The following is a 19,370-nucleotide window of genomic DNA, read 5'->3' as shown; positions in this document are numbered from 1 at the left end:
CACGGAGTCGGGCCCACGGATGAAGTGGGCGTCACTGTACTGTCACTTGGGGTGAAGGAAACACGGGGGCATTTCGCACCCGCAGCCAAAGAAAAGGGCCGCGGCTCTCGAGGAGCCGCGGCCCGGATGCTTCAGCTCGAAACCCTCAGACTACAGGTTGGGCAGGCCCCACGAAGGCGCGCCCACCGCCCAGTCCTCCTTGGTGTTGGTGTCCGTCGCGCTGATGCGGCGGACGCTGTTGGTCGTCGCATTCGCTCTGTTGGGAATGCCTGCCCAGGATACGGACACGTCACCGGCCGAAGGCGTGGACGTGTTGGTGCAGGGAGCACCGTCGCAATCGGCCGGGAGCCACTGGCCAGCAGCCTGGATGGCCTGCAGATAGCCAGGGAAGGCATTCGGCGGGGTGGTCGTGGTCCTGAAGGGAACCGCATCCTGGATGTTTCCGGCCGCGTCCTGCACGAGGATGACCCGGCTGGAATAGGTGATGGCGTTGGCGCCATTGCCCATGAAGTCCCATGCAGTGTCGTAATGGTCGGGATTTTCACTCTGCGGGAACTCGTCCTTGGCCCGCGTTTCGGCACGGAAGCCATCATCCTCTACATTGAGGTGCACCACGATGATGTCGCCGGCCGCGACGTCCACGTCCGGGAGGATGGCGAGCGGACCATTGCTGCCAGCGGTGGCGCTATCCTGGGCCAGGATAAGGCCCAACGTGGTCCCCGCGGTGATGACCTGCAACTCGACCATGTCCTTGGGGCTGTTGTCCGCGGTCGCAGCGTTCGGCTGCACCTCGGTCAGGCGGAGAACCGCGGGCGGGCGATAGCCACGGAACGTCTGCGTGTTGCCTTCAACAGCCACAGCGCCACCCGCTCGGTCCGTCACGGTGTTCGCGACGGTGACGGAGTAGCTGGTGCCCGGGGTCTGCTCGCTCGTGGTCAGGAAGACCTGCTTGCCCTCAACGCGAGCGGAGGAAACCGTCAGCCCTTCAGTGAACGTGAACTGCTCCTGCGCGTTGGTGATGCTCGCCGCCGAGATGTTGCGGCTGAAGTTCAGGACGACCTCCGTCAAAGCGGTCGCCGCAGCCGAATCGAACGTCGGAGCCGCGCAGTTCGACACGGAGAGGTCCTCGGCCGTGAACGCGGACGGCTGCGCGTTGGTGTTGAACCGCCAGATGGGACCCGCGTTCAGCGTGAACGTGCAGCCCTCGACGATGTCGAACTCGGTCGCGAGCGCCGCGGGAACGCGGAGACGGAAGCTGGCCGCGGGCGAGGTGACGCCCTCGGTAGTGATCTGGAATCCCGTGTAGCCAGCGCCGATTCCGCTGCCATTCGCCGCAATCGTGCCCGTCAGGTAGGTGAGCTCGGACTCGACGCTGTCCAGGTCGGTCACCAGCGCCTCCGTGGAGCGGTTGACGACCAGACCCGCCGGGGTCGCGGTGTCCAGGTTCCGCACCGGGTGGCCCTGGCTGATGACCGTGGTCCCCGTGACGGCGGACGCGGAGCGCAGGCCATCGACGGTCGCCTTGGTCGACACGGAGAAGCTGACGCGGTCACCCACGGCGACCTGGTCCAGCGCGGTGGCATCGCTCACGAACAGCGCGGGGCCCTGGGCCTCCGCCTGGACGAAGAAGCCGGGGAGCTCGCTGCTGCCAGCCACCGTGGGCTTGATGAACGTGACGAACGCACCCTCAATGGGCAGCGCCGGGTCGAGCGCGCCGTCCGCGGCATCGCGGACCGCCTGGATCTGCGTGCTCGTCGTCTCCAGCGGCGTGACGAAGGTGGAGGGCTCGCACGTGCTCGCCTCGACGTTGCAGGTCTCGGTCAGGCCGCAGGCCGCGTTACTGGTGCAGCCCTCGGTGCCCGCGTCGGGGTCGGTACCCGCGTCGCCCTCACCGGCATCCGGCTCCGGGTCGGTACCCGCGTCGTCCTCGGTCCCCGCGTCGTCCTCGGGCTGCGTGATGTCGCGCTGCTCGCACGAACCCGAGTTGCACGTCCACCGCTTACCGGGATCCGCCTCGCCGTTTTCGCTACGGCAATCAAATTGGTCAACGCACTCGTCGCCACATCCCGTGCCCATCGTGACCAGCACGGCCGATACAAGCACCGGGAGCCAAGTTCGCCTCTGCATGAGTTCCCCTCCATGGGAAGCAGGTTGGGTCCCCCTTACACCCGAACTAAAGGGCAATCCATTGTCCAGCCTTGGTGACATCCGTATGTCACACAAGGCTGAACGGGGTTTTCAGGGGTTCATGGATTGGCGCGAGGCGTCCGAGCGGGAGGCCTGGAATACAGGTCGATGACCTCGGAGATGGCGCTCTGGCACACCGCGCAGAAGGGCACCCGGTCCCGAGTGAACATCACGCAGTCGACCTGCGGCCGGTAGTACCCCTGGGACTCGTACATGGCCCCTTCGAAGGCCCCCACCCGGCCCGCATACTTCTGTGAGGAAAGAAACTTTTCCTCCCAGTCGCGCTGGGACACGAAGAGTTTGTCCATCTCCGACTCGGGTTTACGCTGGGCGCGAATCTGCCCCCGGCGCTTCTGCACCTCGTTGGCGTGCTTCTCGTAGCCGGCCTTGTCCCAAGGGGTAGGCAGAGGTGTTCCGGGTGATACCAGGTGCTTCCACTTCAGGTGTTCCGGGGAGTGGAGGGCGGTGACGTTCTTCTCCCACGGCTCCAGGCGGTCCGCGGCGGGGGCGTAGACGGACTCAGACTCGACTTTCGCCCTTTTGGGCTGTGTGGCCCAAGCAAGGGGGCGAGGGTAGGACGGGCTGAGGGTAGGAGAAGAGCGGCCATCGAGGCCAGCTGAGTGAGGTGTCCGGCAAGACACGCCTCCTCCAGCACCTTCGAGGTCTCCCGATGGCCGCCTCCCAGTTGTATGCACTGTTGCAAGTCTTGCAGCTGGTTCGGCCGGCATTTACTGAGCCCTCGTTCCTGCGCTTCCTGGTCCTGTTCGCCGGCTGGGTGAGCTGTGGCGGCACGCACGCGGTCACCGGGGCGCTGGTGGCCTCGGGCGTCGCGGGCGTGCAGCACCATGCGGCCTTCCATCGCTTCTTCTCGCGGGCTCGCTGGAGTGCGGACGAGGTAGGCCGACTGCTACTTCTGAAGCTGGCGGCCCTGGGGCCCGTGCGGCTGGTCCTCGACGACACCCTGTGCAGCCACAAAGGGCCGAAGGTTTTCGGCCTGGGCAGCCACCTGGATGCGGTGCGCTCCAGCCGGGCCGTGCATGTCTTCTGCTTCGGCCACGTCTGGGTGACGCTCGCGGTGCTGGTGCACGTCCCCTTTGCTTCGCGCCCCTGGGCGCTGCCCGTCCTCTTCCGGCTCTACCGCACCCAGGCCGAGTGCCAGAAGAAGGGCCTGCGGCACCGGAAGAAGACGCAGTTGGGCCGAGAGCTGGTGGAGCGTGTCCTCGCCTGGCTGCCCACCGGTTGCCTGGAACTCGCCGCTGACGAGGCCTACTCATGCAGCACCGTGCTCGAGGGCTTGCCGCAACGACTCATCTTCGTCGGCGCCATGCGCCCAGACGCCGTGCTGACTCGCCCGCGCACGCAGCGCTGCCGCTCGCCGAAGACGGGCCGGTGGCTGACGCGAGACGTGCCGGTGCCCAAGCCCGAGGCCCTCGCACGAGATGGCGCGCTGCCTTGGCAGCGGATGACGGCCTTTCTCTACGGCCAGTCGCGACAGGTGGACTGCAAGGAATTGGTGGCTCGGTGGAAGAGCGCGGCCGGAGCGCGGATGCTCAAAATCGTCATCGTACGGATGACGGGCGGCAGCCGGCCCCTGCGAGTCTTTTTCTGCACCGACGCCTCCCTCACCGCCCTCCAGGTGGTGGAAAGGTATGCTTTCAGGTGGAGCATTGAAGTGCTCTTCCGGGACTTGAAGCAGCTGCTCGGCTTCGCCGACTCGCGAGCCCGCCGCCGCCTGGCCGTGCTGCGCACCGCGCCCTTCGCAGGCTTGAGCTACACCCTGCTCGTCCTCTGGTACATGGAACTGGCCACCAGTTGGCAGCAGCTGAAGCTACCTCTGCGGCCCTGGTACACCACCAAGACCACTGTCAGCTTCGAGGATGTCTTGCGCCTGGCTCAATCCACCCTGGCCCGTACCCGCTGGCACTCGCCGCGTCGACTTCGCGCCAACTTACGCGCTGCCTCCCGTGCCACGCCCTCCCAAGGGCGCGCGGCGTAGACCTCCGCGCGCGCTCCCTCGCCCCAAAAGGGCGAAAGTCGAGTCAGAGGTGTAGTACTCGTCGGCCAGTCCGGCGAAGTGGTGGCCGAACTCGTGCACGAAGACGTAGGGCGCCCACAGGCTCTCAGCGGCCACCGTGCCGTAGAGGCCGAAGATGCCACCGCCCCCGTAGGTGTTGCCGTTGACCAGGATTTCCACGAACTCGTAGGGCGCGAAGGCCGCGGTTTCGCGGAAGGCCTTGTTGTCAAAGGTGAGCACGTAGCGCTCACTGCCGAAGGCGTCATAGGTGGCGCCCAGGGGCGAGCGCCGGTGGATGCCCGTCGAGGGGCGGGAGATGCCCGACTGGGTCGCGGCGGGGACCAGGCCCCACACGTTGAAGTCCGACTTGCGCTCCTTGAAGGGGGCGTAGGTGAAGAGGATGTCCACCATTCGCCGGGCATCCTTCTCGAATTTGGCGCGCTCGGCCTGGGTGTAGCCGTCACCCAGGATGAGCAGGTCCACCTTCTGCTCCGGGGGGCCGTTCTCCAGCAGCTTCAGCAGCGGTCCGGGCGCGGGAGGGGACGAGGGGTCGACGAACATGTCCTTCGGGTCCACGACCAGCGACCACACCTCGCGGAATGCGTTCTGGGCATCCCGCTTCTTGAGCAGCACCTGGACGGGACGCTCCGGCGCGGGGAAGCGCAGGGACTCGTGGAAGGTGCGGTTGCTGCTGCGCGCCTCGTTCGTGATCTCCCACTCGCCATAGATGGAGGCGAAGCCTCTCGAGAACAGGAGCCGGTTGTTCTCCCGGTCGCGGACCTCGAAGAGGTACTTGCCGAGGTTCGTCTCGTCGATGGCGCGCTCCGGATGGCCGGGCCACGGCAGCGGCTCGATGACGACCTTGTCGAGGCTGAACCGCTCCTCGGTGGCGTTCCCGGTGTGGAAGTAGTCGACCCGGAGGGTTCGAGGGGACGCTGCGGAGGCGCTCGTGGCCAGCAGCAGGACGAAGAGGGCTCGCATCATGGCCAGCACTCTACGCGCTTGAGGGCCCGGCGGCGCTCATCACCGCACGTGCCCTATCCAGCCGCTGACGCGCCTGGCTGCTGCACGTAGTGCGCATTCCTTGGATAGGCAAACACCCAAGGAATGTGGCAGCCCTTCCCAGTGGAAGGGCGGGTCAGAACGTGCCCGAAACAGTGGCGGAGGCACCGCTGTCGTCCGCGGAGAAGCCCACCGCGACGGGAGGTGTCGTTCGTGAATCCGGGGAAAGGAGATAGAGCACGGCGCCGGTGGCCACCGCGGCGCCTCCGCCGATGAGCAGTCCATTGAGGACGTTGCTCTTCTGGACCAGGGCGCTCCTGAGCTCGAGCGCCTCTCTGTCGGTGGACAGAATCCGGCCGTTGTCGAGCCGCTTCTCCAGGGCATTCATGTCCTTCTGGGCCAGAAGCCGCACGATGCCCGCTCCGCCGAACGCCGCCACGCCTGTGCCGAGCGCCACGTACGAGGCCACGCGCAGGCTCGAGGTGGCGCGTGGCCTGGTGTCACCTTCCGTGAGGAGATTGGGCGCACTGAGGTCCATGCCGCCTGGCGACACGCTGCCATGCCGCGAGCCGGCGGGCGGGTCCCAGGGCGCCTTGCCATTGGCGTTCATCACCACCAGGTCCGAGGGCGAGCGGCCGGTGGTGACGAAGTCGACCAGGGCCGCGAGTGCCTCGTTGGGGGCATCCGGGCCCTGCGTCTTGAAGCCACCCTCGCGGAGTTTCTGTCCCCCCTCAACGTTGAGGACAGTGGCCGCGAACCACTTGGGCCCGCTGCTCGGCCGCTCAAGGCGGACGACGATGACCTCTTCCACGCCGAGCGTGCCGCCCAGTCGGATGGCATGGCTCAGCGTTCGCTCGTCGTTTCCATCCGTGACGGCAAGGCAGGGGAATGGGCTCGCGGAGACGGAGCCTTCATAGGCCACGTCGACGAGCAACGGCGTCTCCGCGCCGTGAACCTGGACGTGCCGCGGGAAGCTCGTGGTGGTGCCCTTGACGAGGGTGAGGTGGTAGCTGCCCGGGACTGCGTCGAGCGACAGCGGCGTCTGTCCCATCTTGAGCCCGTCGAGGTACACGTCCGCGGCGGGCAGCGTGGACTTCACGGACAGCTTCACCTTGCGCGTCTGCTCGAGCTCGCGACGGAGCTTGTCGAAGTTCTGCCGTACGGAAGGCGCGAAGTAGTCGGGGTCGAGCTTGTACTCGGGCTGGAGTCGCAGGACGTTTCGGAACGCCGCGTCGCTCTCCTTCTGCTTGCCCATGGCCCGGTAGTTGAGCCCATGGAGGAGCTGCGCTTCGACATAGAGCTTCCAGCGGGCGTCGCCCACGGGGAGCCGGGTGATCTGCTGCAGGGCATCGTCGACGGCCTGGAGCGTCCTGGCGTTACGGCCCTCGTAGAACTGGTCCTGGGCGGCTTCGAGCTGCCGCTGGAGGTCCTCGTAGCTCTTGGTGGACTGGGGGAAGAGCCGGTCGCTGAACTGGCTGGTACTGAGCGTGTCCTGCTCGGGACGGGAGGCGAGGGCACTCAGGAATGCCTTGGCGTGCCCGCTCAGCTCCGCATCCGTGCAGTCGCCGCTGGCCACCACGGTGCGGCGAGGCGCAGCGTAGCCTACGGACGACACAATAAACGCCATGATTAACGATGCAGTCCTCATTGTTGGAGCTCGTCTTGAGGGTTTTTGATTCGGCCTGGTTGATTGTGTCTATTTGTTCTTGCGGTAGATGACGAGTGCACGCTGTTGTTCGTTTTGATTCTCCGACCATCCCAGGACGATGTCTCCGAGGGGCGATATATCCACGCTCAAGTCGGTGCCTACAGATCTGGACTCATCGAACGAATTCCGCGTGTTCCATACTGAAAGCCAATGGTTGTCCACGTATTTGTTCAGGTGGATTGAGGTCCGGTTATCCGCAGACTCAGTTGATGCAGCGAAAAGCCCCTGGTCAGGGATGAAGTGGATTGCCGCGACGCCTCTGCTACTTGTCCCGATGTGCCGTGTTGGGGGGGAGAGGGGAATCCATCCATCAGGGGACCATGTTTTGAAGAAAATCTCGTATTCGCGCAGTGGGGGAGCATAACCCGTCCAGGAGATGATGGGATGGTTGGTAGAGTCGAATGCTATGGAAATGGGTGCCCCGGAATGGTGCTCATTATAGCTGTTTAGAGTGGATCCTAGCCGCGTCCAATATTCTCCGTCCCAACGCCACACGAAGATTCTCCCCTCTCCGTCTTCATGGGTGAACGCGACAATGGGGTTGTCGTGCGCGTCTAACGCTAGGAATGGTGTGGCTGTTGAAGATTCTGATTCGCCCTCAAGGGGAGTGCCGACTCGTTGCCATTGGTCTTGGATCCACTTGTAGACATGAATTGTTCCGCCTTCGGACGCCTCCGGGTCCATGTCGACGGCGACGACAGGGTGCCCTTGCTTGGTGAGCCGCATTGAGAAACCCCAGGCGTGGGGTTGCTCGGGGAAAATCCCTTGCTCGCCTCCAAGGCGGCTCCAGTCTGTGCCCGTCCATTTGGCGACGTGGATGTAGTTGTTGAACTCTGCGCCGATGTCCTCTTGCCATGCTACAATGGGGGTGCCATCTGGTAGTAGCTGAAGGGTTGGAGTGTGGATTGAGTAGTCTTGTGCACTGGTTTTGAGGTTGCTGCCTAGTTGTTCCCAGGTGTTCCCTGTCCAGCGTGTTACAAGCAGTGATTCAGTTGTCCCGTCGTTTTTCCATGCCAGAACGACGGGATGCCCACGTGGGTCCACTTTGATGTAAGGTTTTAGCCATCTGTTATGGGCGCCACTTGGGACTGCCGAGTGGAAGGGATACGGCACGAACTCAGGCAGAACCCAGCTCCACGCCGTGCCCAGGTCCACAGCCTCATTCCCCGCCAGGTCCGTGAGCGTCCCCGAGAAGGCCAGGTCCGCGGTGCTCGGCGCGGTCATCGCAGTCACGGGCACCACGGTCAGCGTCTTCCCGTCCTCCGACAGTGACACCGTGTGGGCCACGGCCACGTCGCCCACGCGGAGGTGCACGGATTCGGTGGTCACCGTGCTCGCCTTCATGGGCTCGGAGAACTCGGCGCGGATGGGGCTCTGCACCCAGACCTCCTGGGCGCCCGGCTCCGGGACGCGCGACGCCACGTGCGGCGGCGTCCGGTCCACGACCACGTCGCGGCGCTCGCTCACGACCGCCGTGTCGCCCAGCGTCGCCCGCGCCTCCAGCCGGTACGTTCCCTCCGCTTCACTCGACGTGTCCCAGGTGTACACATATGGCGAGGCCAGCTCCGCCAGCACCTCGCCGTTCTTCAGCAGCTCCACCCGGTCCGGCGCGTGGCCCGTCACGGCGAGCCGGAGCTCGACGGTGCCGTTCGTGTAGGTCGTCCCCTCCAATGAGGTGATCCGAACCTCGGCCTGCGCGGGCTCGATGGCCGGGACGTTGATGCACGCGGACGCACACAGGAGGACGACGGCCGTCCAGGGCGGCGGGAGGAAGCGTTCGGGAATGTTCATGGCTCGCGGGCCGGGTGCAGGTTGCGTTCCGTCTCCTGCCCGACACGCGGTCGCACATACCAAGCCCGTTCCGCTTCCTCCAACCCGCTCCCGGCCCACCCAAAAAACGAGCCATCTCCACCCTTTACCCACGTGGAGCCGCACCTCGACCGGCCGTGCGGCCCGCACCCCCGGCGCCAGCGCCCGGCCTGGCTCCGTCCCGGCAGTGGACCCCCATCCCTGACGGCGGTCTGCCCATGCCGCTCCGTCGGTCGCCCTCCAGGCGAGTGTGCGATGACCCGGTGCGTCGCTGTGTGCAATCGCCATCTTCGCGAGGGCGACGGAGTGCCGCGCGCTGGGCCCGTCTGACAAGGAGACCTCGGACATGAAGCGAGCCTGGATGAACCAAGTGGTTGTCGTCACCGGCGCGTCGAGCGGGATTGGCCGTGCCACGGCCCTGGCCCTGGCGAAGAAGGGCGCTCACGTCGTCCTGGCTGCTCGCCGCGAGGAGCCCCTGGAGGACCTGGCCCGCGAGTGCGAGGCCCAGGGCGTCCGGGCGCTCGTCGTCCCCACGGACGTGTCCGATGCCGCCGCCGTGCAGCGCCTGGCCGACGCGGCCCGAGCCGCCTTCGGCCACTTCGATGCGTGGATCAACAACGCGGGCGTCTACCTCATGGGCCGCCTCGAGGAGACGCCGGATGCCGCCTTCCGCCAGGTGATGGAGACGAACTTCTTCGGCACCGTCAGTGGAACCCGCGCCGCGGTGGAGCAGTTCCGCCGGCAGGGCTACGGCACCCTGGTCAACGTCTCCTCGACCTTCGGCACCGTCGCCGCGCCCTATGTCAGTGCCTACGTCGCCTCGAAGCACGCCGTGCGCGGCTTCTCCGCCTCCGTGCGCCAGGAGCTGCTCGATACCGGCATCGACGTGTGCACCGTCCTCCCCGCCGCCATCGACACGCCGCTCTGGCAGCACACGGCCAACTACACCGGCTGGCGCATCCGCCCCGTGGAGCCCGTCTACACGCCGGAGCGCGTCGCGCGCGCCATCCTCCGGGTGCTCCGCAGCCCCCGGCACGAGGTCTTCGTCGGCCCGGCCGCCCGGAGCTTCGCCGCGATGCACGGCCTGTTGCCCCGGACCTTCGAGCGCACCATGAACGGCGTCACCGAGGCCCAGCATTTCGAGCAGGAGCGACAGGGCCACACCTCCGGCACGCTCTTCCGGCCCATGGCCGAGGGGACGGGGACCACGGGGGGCTACCACGCGGCCAGCAAGCAATGGCTGCGCCGGTTGTTGCTCGCGGGGGGCGTGGTCACCGCGGCCCTCTCACTCCGGAAGCGGCGGGAAACACGGGGGCTGACGGCCCGTGTTGCTCAGGCGCTCGGAGCGTGAAGGTCATTTTTGTATCACGCCCGGTCACGCGTTGCGTCGCCATGACAGGGCCATGACAAAGCGTGGGGAGAGTCCCGCCCGCCATGAATGACATCGCCGTCCTCGTCAACCTGCGTGCACGCCGGGGCTCCGAAGGCATGGGAGGGCTGGTCCAGCGCTTCCTGCCGCGGGCTCGCGTGGTGCTCACCCGCTCGCTCGAGGAGGCCCGGGCGTGGATTTCGGACACGCTCCGGCCCAACCCGCCCTCCCTGCTGCTGGCGGGCGGTGGTGACGGGACGATTACGGGGCTGCTCAACGAGCTGCGCACCGCCGGGGTGGCCCTGCCGGCCATCGGCGTGCTCCCCATGGGCACCGGCAATGCCTGGGCCCGCGTCACTGGCGCGCCCCGGCCCGCCGAGGCCCTGAAGCAGATTGCCGCCGTGGGCGAGCGCCTGCCGCCCCTGCGTCCCTTCGGCCTGGTCCGCGTCGAGGGCAAGGTGGCGCCCTTCGCCGGCACCGGCTGGGACGCGGAGATGATTCAGGACTTCAAGAACCAGCTGGCCGCCTCCGGCCCGCTGCGGAGCACCCAGGCCGGCCTTCGCGGGTACCTGAGCGCCATGTTCACCCGGACGGTGCCTCGCCACGTCTTCGGCGACGGCAACCCCATCGTCTCCGTCTACAACCTGGGCGAGCCCGCTCTCACCGTGGACGCGCGGGGCTCCGTCCAGCCCGTGCCCCATGGAGACAAGGGCGCGCTCCTGTACCGGGGGCCCGCGGGCGTCGCGGGCGCGGCGACCACGCCCGAGTGGGGCTTCGGCTTCAAGGCCTTCCCCTTCGCCCAGGCGGTGCCCCACCGGCTGTCCGTGCGCGTCTATGGCGCCGGCGTGCTGGAGGCCACCCGGAACATGTTCCGCCTCTGGCGCGGCGAGCACCCGCTGCCTCACATGCACGACTGGTTCGTCCAGCGCCTGCGCATGGACTTCGACCGGGAAGTGCCCTTCCAGATGGGCGGAGACGTGATTGGCATGCGCCGCTCGCTCGAGTTCGACCTGGCCGAGGAGAACGTCCAGCTCGTGGACTGGCGCCAGCTGTCGCGCATGGTCCGGATGTAGCGCGCGCCGCCCCGGCCGCGGCTTGACCCGGGTGTGTTCCGGACACTATGCCGGAGGCCGTGAGCTACACCTATGAGTACCCGAGGCCGGCGCTGACGGTGGATTGCGTCGTCTTCGGGCTGGATGACGAGGACCTGAAGGTGCTGCTCATCCGCCGCGGCGTGGAGCCCTTCGCCGGCCGGTGGGCACTGCCGGGCGGCTTCGTGCGGATGGACGAGTCGCTCGACGACGCGGCCCTCCGCGAGCTGGAGGAAGAGGCGGGCATCCGCCCCGGGCACCTGGAGCAGCTCTACACCTTCGGCGCGCCAGGGAGAGACCCGCGCGGACGCGTCGTCACGGTGGCGTACTTCGCGCTGGTGAAGCTCACCGACCACGTGCCCCACGCGGCGACGGACGCGCGGGAGGCCGCGTGGTTCTCCGTCTGGGACACGCCGAAGCTGGCGTTCGACCATGCGGACGTGCTCGGCACGGCGCTGCAGCGGCTCAAGGGCAAGGTCCGCTATCAGCCCATCGGCTTCGAGCTGCTGCCGCCCAAGTTCACGCTGACGCAGCTCCAGCGGCTGTACGAGGTCATCCTGGAGCGGGAGCTCGACAAGCGGAACTTCCGGAAGAAGATCCTCGCCATGGACCTGCTCGAGGAGCTGGACGAGGTGGAGCAGGACGTCTCCCACCGCGCCGCACGCCTCTACCGGTTCGACCACAAGAAGTACAAGCAGCTGGAGAAGGCAGGCTTCAACTTCGAGCTCTGACTCCAGTCTCGCCCCGAAGGGCCACGGCGCCCCATTGCGTTGACATAGTGTCTGCAGGACACTATGTTGGTGTCATTGAGACACGAACCGGGCGTGGCCCGGGCGTGAGGCGCCACGGCCCGTGGGGAGCCCCTGGGCCATGTGTGCCGCCGAGTGACTGTCAGTCCCGCCGCACGTGCCCTGCCAGGGCCACGGGAGAGCCATGTCCGCGCTGCCCTTCGACATCGCCGCTGCCTCGGTGCCAGGCCGGGAGCACGCCCGCGCGGGACGCAACAATCAGGACGCGCTGTGCATCCGCGCCAGTGCGCACGGGTTGGTGGCGGTGGTGGCGGACGGGTGTGGCAGTCAGCCGTGCAGTGAGCTCGGGGCGCAGCTCGGTGTCCGCCGGGTGGCGCAGGCCGTGCTGGCACGGCTCGCGGAGGGGGAGCGGGTGGACGCGCCCACCTTTCTCCCAGGGCTCCGTGAGGACGTGCTGCGGTTGCTGACGGCGCTCCGCGCGGACCTGGGCCGGGACGTCATCGGGGACTTCCTCTTCACCTTGGTGGGCGCGGTGGTGACACCCGCGCTGACGCTCGTCTTCTCCGCGGGCGACGGGGTGTGGGCGCTCAATGGGGAGGTGCATCCGCTCGGGCCCTTCTCCGGGAATGCGCCGCCGTACCTCGCCTACGCGCTGGCGCACGGGCATGACGTGCCACTGGCGACTCAGGCGCTGGTGCCCACCGAGGAGGTCCACGCGCTGCTGGTGGGCACCGATGGCGTGGCGGACCTGGAGCGGCTGGCCTCCACCAGAATGCCGGAGCGGGAAGAGCTCGTCGGACCGTTGTCGCGGCTCTGGACGGAGGACCGTTACTTCGCCAATCCCGATGCGCTGAGGCGTCGGCTGGCCCTGCTCAACCGCGAGTCGGTGCGCGCCGACTTCGCCGCGCAGCAGGTGGTGCGCACGCCGGGCCTGCTGCCGGACGACACCACGCTGGTGGTGTTGCGCCGCCGCATGGGGAGGGCATGAGGCCATGGACGTCTGGCTCGACGGAAAGCGAGTGCGCCTGAACCCGGCGCGAGCGCTGGGCAAGGGCGGCGAGGCCGACGTGTTCGACCTGGGCGACGGCCGTGCCCTCAAGGTGTTCAAGCCACCCGAGCATCCCGACTATGCGGGACTGCCCGATGCGCAGGCCGCCGCGCGGGCTCGGCTGGCGGAGCATCAGCACAAGCTGCCGGCCTTCCCAGCGGGCCTGCCCGGTCGGGTGGTGGTGCCCCAGGCCCTGGCGACGGACAAGCGAGGGCGCACGGTGCTGGGCTACGCCATGCGCAAGCTGGAGGGCGTGGAGCCCCTGCGGCGCTTCGGCGAGCCTTCGTTCCGCAGGGCCGGCGCCACGGCCGCGCGGGTGGTGGAGGTGCTGGGTGGACTGCACCGGGCGCTCGGCGCGGTGCATGACGCGGGCGTGGTGGTCGGGGACTTCAATGACCTCAACGTGCTGGTGGTGGGCGACGCGGACGCGCATCTCATTGACGCGGACAGCTTCCAGTTCGGCGCGTTCCTTTGCCCGGTGTTCACGGAGCGGTTCCTCGACCCGCGGCGGCTGGGGGGCGGCAACGCACAAGGCCTGATTCCCTCGCGGCCTGCGACTCGTGAGAGTGATTGGTATGCCTATGCCGTCGCGCTGATGCAGTCGCTGCTGTGCGTGGGGCCGCATGGCGGCGTCCACAGGCCGAAGAGCCCCTCGGCCCGGGCGACGCCCGCGGGCCGGGTGCTCCAGCGCATCACCGTCTTCCATCCCGAGGTGCAGTACCCGAAGCCCGCGCTGCCCCTGGCGACGCTGCCGGACGACATGCTGCATGTCCTGCACGGTGTCTTCGTGGAGGACCAGCGTGGCGTCTTCCCACGTCCGTTGCTGGAGGGGCTGCGCTTCGTTCCGTGTGCCTCGTGCGGTGTGGAACACGCACGCGCGGCCTGCCCGACGTGCCGTCCCCACGCCACGGCCGCCGCGACGCCGGTGGTGTCCGCGCGAGGGCAGGTGACGGCAACGCGCCTGTTCTCCACGCGCGGCGTGCTGGTGCATGCGAGCAACGAAGAGGGAACGCTCCGCTGGCTCTACCACGCGGAGGGCGCGTACCGGCGCGAGGACGGCCGTGTCGTCCTGCGCGGTCCGCTGGACCCGTCGCTGCGCTGGGCCCTGCAAGGTGAGGTGACGTTGGTGGGCAGGGAGCGTGAGGTGGCGGTGCTGGCGCCAGGGCGGACGCCGGAGCGTGTCGGGGTGGACGCGCCGGAGGGCAGGCCCGCTTTCGCCACCAACGCCCGGCATCGCTACTGGGCCGTGGGGGGCGGGCTGTGGCGGGATGGGCTCCATGGTCCGGAGCGCATCGGAGACGTGCTCGAAGGACAGACGCGGCTCTTCGTCGGCCCGCGCTTCGGGCTGGGCTTCCACCGGGCGGGCGGGCTGCGCGGTGCCTTCGTCTTCGACGCGGAGCGCGTGGGGTTGAAGGACGGGCTCGCGCTGCCCTGGCCGACGGGAAAGCTCGTGGACGCGGAATGTGTCTTCGACGGGCCACAGGCCTGGCTGTTCCTGGTGGAGGAGTCCGGTGGGCGCACGCTGCATCACTGCGTGGTGGTGGGCGCCGACGGTGGCGTGCGAGCGAGCGCCGTGGCGGAAGCGGGAGACGGCTCGTGGCTGGGGCTCGCGCCGCGGGGACGGTGCGCGGCGGGGGACGCGCTGTTCTGCGCCACGGACGCCGGGCTCACGCGGGTGGAGCTGCGGCAGGGCCGGCTGGAAGCGGTGCGCGAGTTCCCCGATGCCGAGCCCTTCATGGACGCCGGGGGCCTGCTCTTCCTCGTGCGGCAGGGTTTGGCGGTGGTGGGACGACAGGACATCACCGCGCTGCGGATGACGTGAACGGATGGGGTTCCACCGCGTGGAGTGGATGGCTCCACGCCAGACAGGAGGTAGGACGATGAGGACGCAAGGGAAGGAGCTTCCGCTCCCGGGGTTCTACGACGCGGCCCACGCAGGGCAGTACGGCTACGGTCCCGACGCCGGGAAGCTCCAGGTGGAGGCGCAGCGTTGGCGGGCGGCGAATGACCTCGCCGTGTCCGCCACGGATGGCTTCAACCTGCACCTGCTGCTCATCGATGTGCAGAAGGACTTCTGCTTCCCGGAGGGCTCGCTGTACGTGGCGGGGCGCAGCGGGCGCGGCGCCGTGGACGACAGCCGCCGCATCGCGGAGTTCATCTACCGGAACCTCGGCGCGCTGACGAACGTGACGGCGACGCTGGACACCCACTTCGCGTACCAGATTTTCTTCCCGTCCTTCTGGGTGGACCAGGACGACCAGCCGCTGACGCCCTACCGCGAGGTGACGCGCGAGCAGATTGAGCGCGGACAGGCACGGCCCAACCCCGCCATGGCGAAGTGGCTGTGCGGCGGCAACTACCCCTGGCTGCTCAAGCAGGTGAAGTACTACTGCGAGGAGCTGGAGTGGGCGGGGAAGTACACGTTGTACCTGTGGCCTCCGCACTGCCTGCTCGGCAGTGACGGGCACGCGCTGGCGGGGGTGGTGCAGGAGGCGCGGTTGTTCCACGCATTCGCGCGCGGCGTGCAGTCGTGGGCGGAGGTGAAGGGCGGCAACCCTCTGACGGAGAACTACTCGGTGCTGCGTCCGGAGGTGCTGGGCCGGCATGACGGACAGCCGCTGGCGCAGCGCAACACCCAGTTCCTCAAGACGCTGCTCACCGCGGACGCGGTGGTGATTGCAGGGCAGGCCGCGAGCCACTGCGTGAAGAGCTCCATCGACGACCTGCTCGGGGAGATTGTCGCGCAGGACGCGGCGCTGGCGCGCAAGGTGTATCTGCTCACGGACTGCATGTCGGCGGTGACGGTGCCGGACGGGAAGGGCGGCTTCGCGGCGGACTTCACGCCGCAAGCGGAGGCGGCGCTGCGGCGCTTCGCGGACGCGGGCATGCACCTGGTGAAGTCCACGGACCCGCTGGCGAGCTGGCCGGACCTGCGCATCGCCTGAGCGGCGCGGCGCACGCGACGACGCACACAACGAGAAGCGCTCCGCCTGCGCCCGTCAGGGCGAGCTGGCCGGACCTGTGCGTCGCCTGCACGGCGCGGCGCACGCGAAACACACAACCCGAATTGCTCCGCCCGCGCTCGCCAGCGCGGGACGGGCGGAGCCCTGCCCTCGGGAGAGGGCGAAGGAGCGTGGAACATGGCGAGCAAGGCGAACGGCAGTGGCATCCAGAAGCTCTTCGACGACGCGCACGCGGAAGGCGTGCTGAGCCCCGCGGGCTTGCAGGCGCTGACGGTGGTGGACCTGGGCGCGCAGATTCAGGCGGGCTTGGGCGTCAACGTGGAGGACGTGCAGTCCAGCGAGGTGGTGCTGGTGACGGTGATGCCGGATGACTCGGGCAGCATCGACTACGCCGGGCATGCGAAGACAGTGTGCGAGGGGCACAACCTGGTGCTCGACGCGCTGCTGTCGAGCAACCAGAAGGACGGCGTGCTGTTCCACACGCGCTACCTCAACGGGCACGTGTTGAACCCGTTCCGGCCGCTGGAGGACGTGGTGCGCATGCACGCCGGCAACTACCGGGCGGACCAGGGCACGCCGCTGTATGACCAGGCGGTGGTGTTGCTGGGGACCGTGCTGGCGAAGGCGCAGGAGTTCAGCGCCAATGGCGTGCCGGTAAGGACGGTGACGCTGTTGATTACGGATGGCTCGGACCAGCACTCGACGAAGGCGAAGGCGCGGGACGTGGCGGCGCTGGTGAAGGACTTGAAGCGGGCGGAGAATCACATCGTCGCGGCGATGGGCATCAGTGACGGGAGCACAGACTTCCGGCGCGTGTTCCGGGACATGGGCATCGACGACAAGTGGATCCTCACGCCGGGCCAGAGCGCACAGGAGATACGCGCGGCGTTCCAGGTGTTCAGCCAGTCCGCCGTGCGAGTGAGTCAGGGGGCGGCGAGCTTCAGCCGCACGGCGCTAGGGGGCTTCGGCCGGTGAGAGGACAGGCGCGGCCACGGGCTGGCGGGAGAGGGTGATAGCGTTCGCCGGCCATGCCAGACAGCCCCCGCGTCCTCCTCCTCGCTGAACGCTTTCCTCCCGACATCGGAGGACTGGCCCGGAGCGGGGCGCGCACCGCGGGCTCGCTGGTGAAGCTGGGCGCCCGGGTGGACGTACTGGCCTGGACGCGCACGGCGGCGCCGGGGGCGCTGCAGACCGTGGCGGACGCAGGTGACGTCTCTCCCTTCGCTCGCGGCGTGACGCTCCACCGGCTGGGCCTGTTCGGCAGCACGGACCTGTCGATGCAGCACACGCTCGACGTGCTCGCGTACCTGCACGCGAAGCAGCGCTATGACCTGGTGTGGGGGCACTACCTGTTCCCGCCCGGCTTTCTCGCCGTCGCCTTCGCGGAGCTGGTGGGCATTGCCTCCGTCGTCAGCGCCCGGGGCAATGACGTGGACCAGCTCATGTTCCCGCCGGGCGACTTCGCGCGCCTGGTGTGGACGCTGCAGCGCGCCCGCGTCCTCACCGCGGCCTCCGCGGACCTCGGCCGGAAGATGTGCATGCTCCTGGGCCGGGAGGAGACTGTCGAGGTCATCCCCAACGCCGTCGACACCGCCCTCTTCTCGCCCGGCCCCGCGGACCCGGCGCTCCGGGAGCGGCTGGGCATTGCTGTCGATGAGGCCGTGCTCGGCTTCTCGGGCGAGCTTCGCCACAAGAAGGGCCTGCCCTTTCTGCTCTCCGCCCTCACCGAGGTGCGCCGCTCGCGGCCCGCGTGCCTGCTCGTCATCGGCGAGGTGCGGTCCCGCGACGCCGAGCACCTCGTCGCCTTCCGCGCCGAGCACCCGGAGGACGCGGCGCGCGTCGTCATCTCCGGGGCGCTGGACACGCCCGAGGCCATCGCCGCGCACCTGCGCCTGTGTGACGTCTACCTCCAGCCCTCGCTTTGGGAAGGCATGCCCAATGCCTTGCTGGAGGCCATGGCTTGCGCCCGGCCCGTCATCGCCAGTGACGCGGGTGGCATCCCCGAGGCCGTGGAGCACGGACGCAATGGCTTCATCGTCCCCAAGGCTTTGCTCAATCACCTGGGACAGGCCTGCCTCGACGTGCTCTCCCTGCCTCCCGAGAAACGCGAAGCGCTCGGCGCCGCCGCCCGTCAGTGCATCGAAGCGCGCTTTCAGGCCAACGCCGAGGCGGAGGTGCTCCGGCGCGTGCTGACCCGCGCCATCCCGAGTCGCGTCTCGTAGGCGTTCACCAGCGCCTCTCCCGCGCGGCTCCACGGGAAGTCGCGCTCCACCCGTGCGCGGGCCCGGGTGCTGAGCGCGGGGCCCAGGGACGGGTCCGCTCGCAGTGCCTTCACCGCTTCCACAATCGCCTTCGCCGAGCCTGGCCGAATCAACATCACCTCGTCCGGCTCGGCCAGATGGCGCACCACGGGGAGGTTGCTCGCCACCACGGGTGTGCCGGTGGCCATCGCCTCCAGCAGCTTCAGCGGGCAGCAGCCCTGCACGCAGTTGCGGTCGTTCACGGGCAGGGGGACCAGCACCACGTCGCAGGCATGGTGCAGCGCCGCCAGCTCCGCCTGGGGCAGGGGCTCCAGCAGCTCCACCGCGCCCTCCAGCAGCAGGTCGCCGCACCGGTCCATCAGCGCCCGCTTCGCGTGCCTGCGCAGTGGCCCCACCAGCGTCAGCACCGTGGGCATGTCCCGCCGCAGCAGCCTGCACGCCTCGATGGCATGGTGCACGCCCTGCCAGGACGTCATCGTCCCGCTGTACAGCAGGCGCACCGGTCGCCCAGGCTCGGGCGTTCGCGGGGGCGCGTACCGGAACACCTCCAGGTCGGCGCCGTTCGGAATGACCTGCACCCGCGAGGCGTCCACGCCGCGCGCCACCAGGTACTCCGCGGTTACCTCGCTTGGCGTCACCAGCAGGTCCGCGCGCGACAGGCACAGGTCCTCCTGCGCCACCAGCTTGCGCAGCAGCTCCGCGTCGTCCGCCACGTCCGGGTAGTGATACTTCAGCTCGATGGACGGCAGCCCGTTCACCTCGAAGACGAGCGCGTCCGTCAGCGCGTCCTTCCGGCTGGCGATGGGGTAGCCCTCGAAGATGGAGCGCACGTGCACCACGGTGGCGCGCGGCCTACCCCGCCACCACGCCGCCAGGTGCGAGCGGAATGACAGCGCCTGCGCCACCAGGTCCTTTCCCCGTGACTCCAGCGGGTGGTACGTCACGCCCTCCGCCAGGGCCAACGGCCCGTCGGGCGCGGTGCTGCTGTCCTTGAGCGCCACCAGGTCCACATGGCCAAAGGCCGCGCCCAGTGCCTCGACGAAGGCGCGGATGTGCACCGCGGCGCCCTTGGGGGAGGGAAAGCGGTCGAACGACGCGTAGATGATGCTGGTGCCAGGCGCGTGAGACACGTTCGCGTTGCTATCGCGCATCGGCTGGACCCGCAAACA

At 68.4% G+C, this 19,370-nt stretch carries 13 protein-coding genes and 2 pseudogenes; 9 read left to right on the top strand and 6 right to left on the bottom strand.

The window, feature by feature from the left end:
• Positions 1-150 precede the first annotated feature (150 nt).
• Entirely contained in the window at positions 151-2,127 is a 1,977-nt protein-coding gene (locus tag VZL07_RS12880) for an Ig-like domain-containing protein (protein WP_426755809.1), read from the bottom strand.
• Positions 2,128-2,246: 119 nt separating this feature from the next.
• Positions 2,247-2,711, bottom strand: a pseudogene (locus tag VZL07_RS12875) (M64 family metallopeptidase); the annotation flags it as partial.
• 146 nt (positions 2,712-2,857) lie between these two features.
• Between VZL07_RS12875 and VZL07_RS12870 the strand changes: the two are divergent.
• Positions 2,858-4,183, top strand: coding sequence for an IS701 family transposase (locus VZL07_RS12870; protein ID WP_426749769.1), 1,326 nt, complete (start codon positions 2,858-2,860; stop codon positions 4,181-4,183).
• A gap of 33 nt (positions 4,184-4,216) precedes the next feature.
• On the opposite strand, the pseudogene VZL07_RS12865 reads toward VZL07_RS12870, so the two are convergent.
• The 3 genes and pseudogenes from VZL07_RS12865 to VZL07_RS12855 all read right to left on the bottom strand — a co-directional run.
• Positions 4,217-5,185 (bottom strand): annotated as a pseudogene (locus VZL07_RS12865) (M64 family metallopeptidase); the annotation flags it as partial.
• 154 nt (positions 5,186-5,339) lie between these two features.
• Positions 5,340-6,830 (bottom strand): PEGA domain-containing protein, encoded by a 1,491-nt coding sequence (locus VZL07_RS12860; RefSeq protein ID WP_426755808.1) that lies wholly within the window; start codon positions 6,828-6,830, stop codon positions 5,340-5,342.
• A gap of 69 nt (positions 6,831-6,899) precedes the next feature.
• Positions 6,900-8,702, bottom strand: a complete 1,803-nt coding sequence (locus VZL07_RS12855) for an Ig-like domain-containing protein (protein WP_426755807.1) — start codon at positions 8,700-8,702, stop codon at positions 6,900-6,902.
• A 364-nt stretch (positions 8,703-9,066) separates the two neighbouring features.
• On the opposite strand from VZL07_RS12855, the gene VZL07_RS12850 reads away from it, so the two are divergent.
• From VZL07_RS12850 to VZL07_RS12815, 8 genes are all read left to right on the top strand, one after another.
• Positions 9,067-10,071, top strand: a complete 1,005-nt coding sequence (locus tag VZL07_RS12850) for an SDR family oxidoreductase (RefSeq protein ID WP_426755806.1) — start codon at positions 9,067-9,069, stop codon at positions 10,069-10,071.
• An 83-nt stretch (positions 10,072-10,154) separates the two neighbouring features.
• Positions 10,155-11,162 carry a diacylglycerol/lipid kinase family protein gene (locus VZL07_RS12845; RefSeq protein ID WP_426755805.1) on the top strand — a complete coding sequence of 336 codons (1,008 nt, stop codon included), beginning with the start codon at positions 10,155-10,157 and terminating at the stop codon, positions 11,160-11,162.
• Positions 11,163-11,209: 47 nt separating this feature from the next.
• Positions 11,210-11,911 (top strand): NUDIX hydrolase, encoded by a 702-nt coding sequence (locus tag VZL07_RS12840; RefSeq protein WP_426755804.1) that lies wholly within the window; start codon positions 11,210-11,212, stop codon positions 11,909-11,911.
• A gap of 202 nt (positions 11,912-12,113) precedes the next feature.
• Positions 12,114-12,917, top strand: a complete 804-nt coding sequence (locus VZL07_RS12835; RefSeq protein WP_426755803.1) for a protein phosphatase 2C domain-containing protein — start codon at positions 12,114-12,116, stop codon at positions 12,915-12,917.
• A gap of 4 nt (positions 12,918-12,921) precedes the next feature.
• Positions 12,922-14,799, top strand: coding sequence for a hypothetical protein (locus VZL07_RS12830; RefSeq protein WP_426755802.1), 1,878 nt, complete (start codon positions 12,922-12,924; stop codon positions 14,797-14,799).
• A gap of 58 nt (positions 14,800-14,857) precedes the next feature.
• Positions 14,858-15,922 carry a nicotinamidase gene (locus VZL07_RS12825; RefSeq protein WP_426755801.1) on the top strand — a complete coding sequence of 355 codons (1,065 nt, stop codon included), beginning with the start codon at positions 14,858-14,860 and terminating at the stop codon, positions 15,920-15,922.
• A gap of 195 nt (positions 15,923-16,117) precedes the next feature.
• The gene (locus VZL07_RS12820; RefSeq protein ID WP_426755800.1) at positions 16,118-16,915 is read left to right on the top strand and encodes a hypothetical protein; all 798 of its coding nucleotides are present in this window, start codon (positions 16,118-16,120) and stop codon (positions 16,913-16,915) included.
• Positions 16,916-16,968: 53 nt separating this feature from the next.
• Complete coding sequence (locus tag VZL07_RS12815; RefSeq protein WP_426755799.1) at positions 16,969-18,162, top strand: glycosyltransferase; 1,194 nt, start codon at positions 16,969-16,971, stop codon at positions 18,160-18,162.
• On the opposite strand, the gene VZL07_RS12810 is transcribed toward VZL07_RS12815, so the two are convergent.
• Positions 18,093-19,331 carry a glycosyltransferase family 4 protein gene (locus VZL07_RS12810; protein WP_426755798.1) on the bottom strand — a complete coding sequence of 413 codons (1,239 nt, stop codon included), beginning with the start codon at positions 19,329-19,331 and terminating at the stop codon, positions 18,093-18,095. The genes VZL07_RS12815 and VZL07_RS12810 overlap by 70 nt on opposite strands.
• Positions 19,332-19,370 lie beyond the last annotated feature (39 nt).

The organism is Pseudomyxococcus flavus (assembly GCF_050038885.1).
In the GTDB taxonomy this organism is placed as follows: domain Bacteria; phylum Myxococcota; class Myxococcia; order Myxococcales; family Myxococcaceae; genus Myxococcus; species Myxococcus flavus.
This window is presented reverse-complemented; position numbering and strand designations above follow the sequence as displayed.

Coding starts and splice junctions, on each gene's coding strand:
- VZL07_RS12880 (WP_426755809.1), bottom strand. CDS start 2,127: ATGCAGAGGCGAACTTGGCTCCCGGTGCTTGTATCGGCCGTGCTGGTC.
- VZL07_RS12870 (WP_426749769.1), top strand. CDS start 2,858: ATGGCCGCCTCCCAGTTGTATGCACTGTTGCAAGTCTTGCAGCTGGTT.
- VZL07_RS12860 (WP_426755808.1), bottom strand. CDS start 6,830: ATGGCGTTTATTGTGTCGTCCGTAGGCTACGCTGCGCCTCGCCGCACC.
- VZL07_RS12855 (WP_426755807.1), bottom strand. CDS start 8,702: ATGAACATTCCCGAACGCTTCCTCCCGCCGCCCTGGACGGCCGTCGTC.
- VZL07_RS12850 (WP_426755806.1), top strand. CDS start 9,067: ATGAAGCGAGCCTGGATGAACCAAGTGGTTGTCGTCACCGGCGCGTCG.
- VZL07_RS12845 (WP_426755805.1), top strand. CDS start 10,155: ATGAATGACATCGCCGTCCTCGTCAACCTGCGTGCACGCCGGGGCTCC.
- VZL07_RS12840 (WP_426755804.1), top strand. CDS start 11,210: ATGCCGGAGGCCGTGAGCTACACCTATGAGTACCCGAGGCCGGCGCTG.
- VZL07_RS12835 (WP_426755803.1), top strand. CDS start 12,114: ATGTCCGCGCTGCCCTTCGACATCGCCGCTGCCTCGGTGCCAGGCCGG.
- VZL07_RS12830 (WP_426755802.1), top strand. CDS start 12,922: ATGGACGTCTGGCTCGACGGAAAGCGAGTGCGCCTGAACCCGGCGCGA.
- VZL07_RS12825 (WP_426755801.1), top strand. CDS start 14,858: ATGAGGACGCAAGGGAAGGAGCTTCCGCTCCCGGGGTTCTACGACGCG.
- VZL07_RS12820 (WP_426755800.1), top strand. CDS start 16,118: ATGGCGAGCAAGGCGAACGGCAGTGGCATCCAGAAGCTCTTCGACGAC.
- VZL07_RS12815 (WP_426755799.1), top strand. CDS start 16,969: ATGCCAGACAGCCCCCGCGTCCTCCTCCTCGCTGAACGCTTTCCTCCC.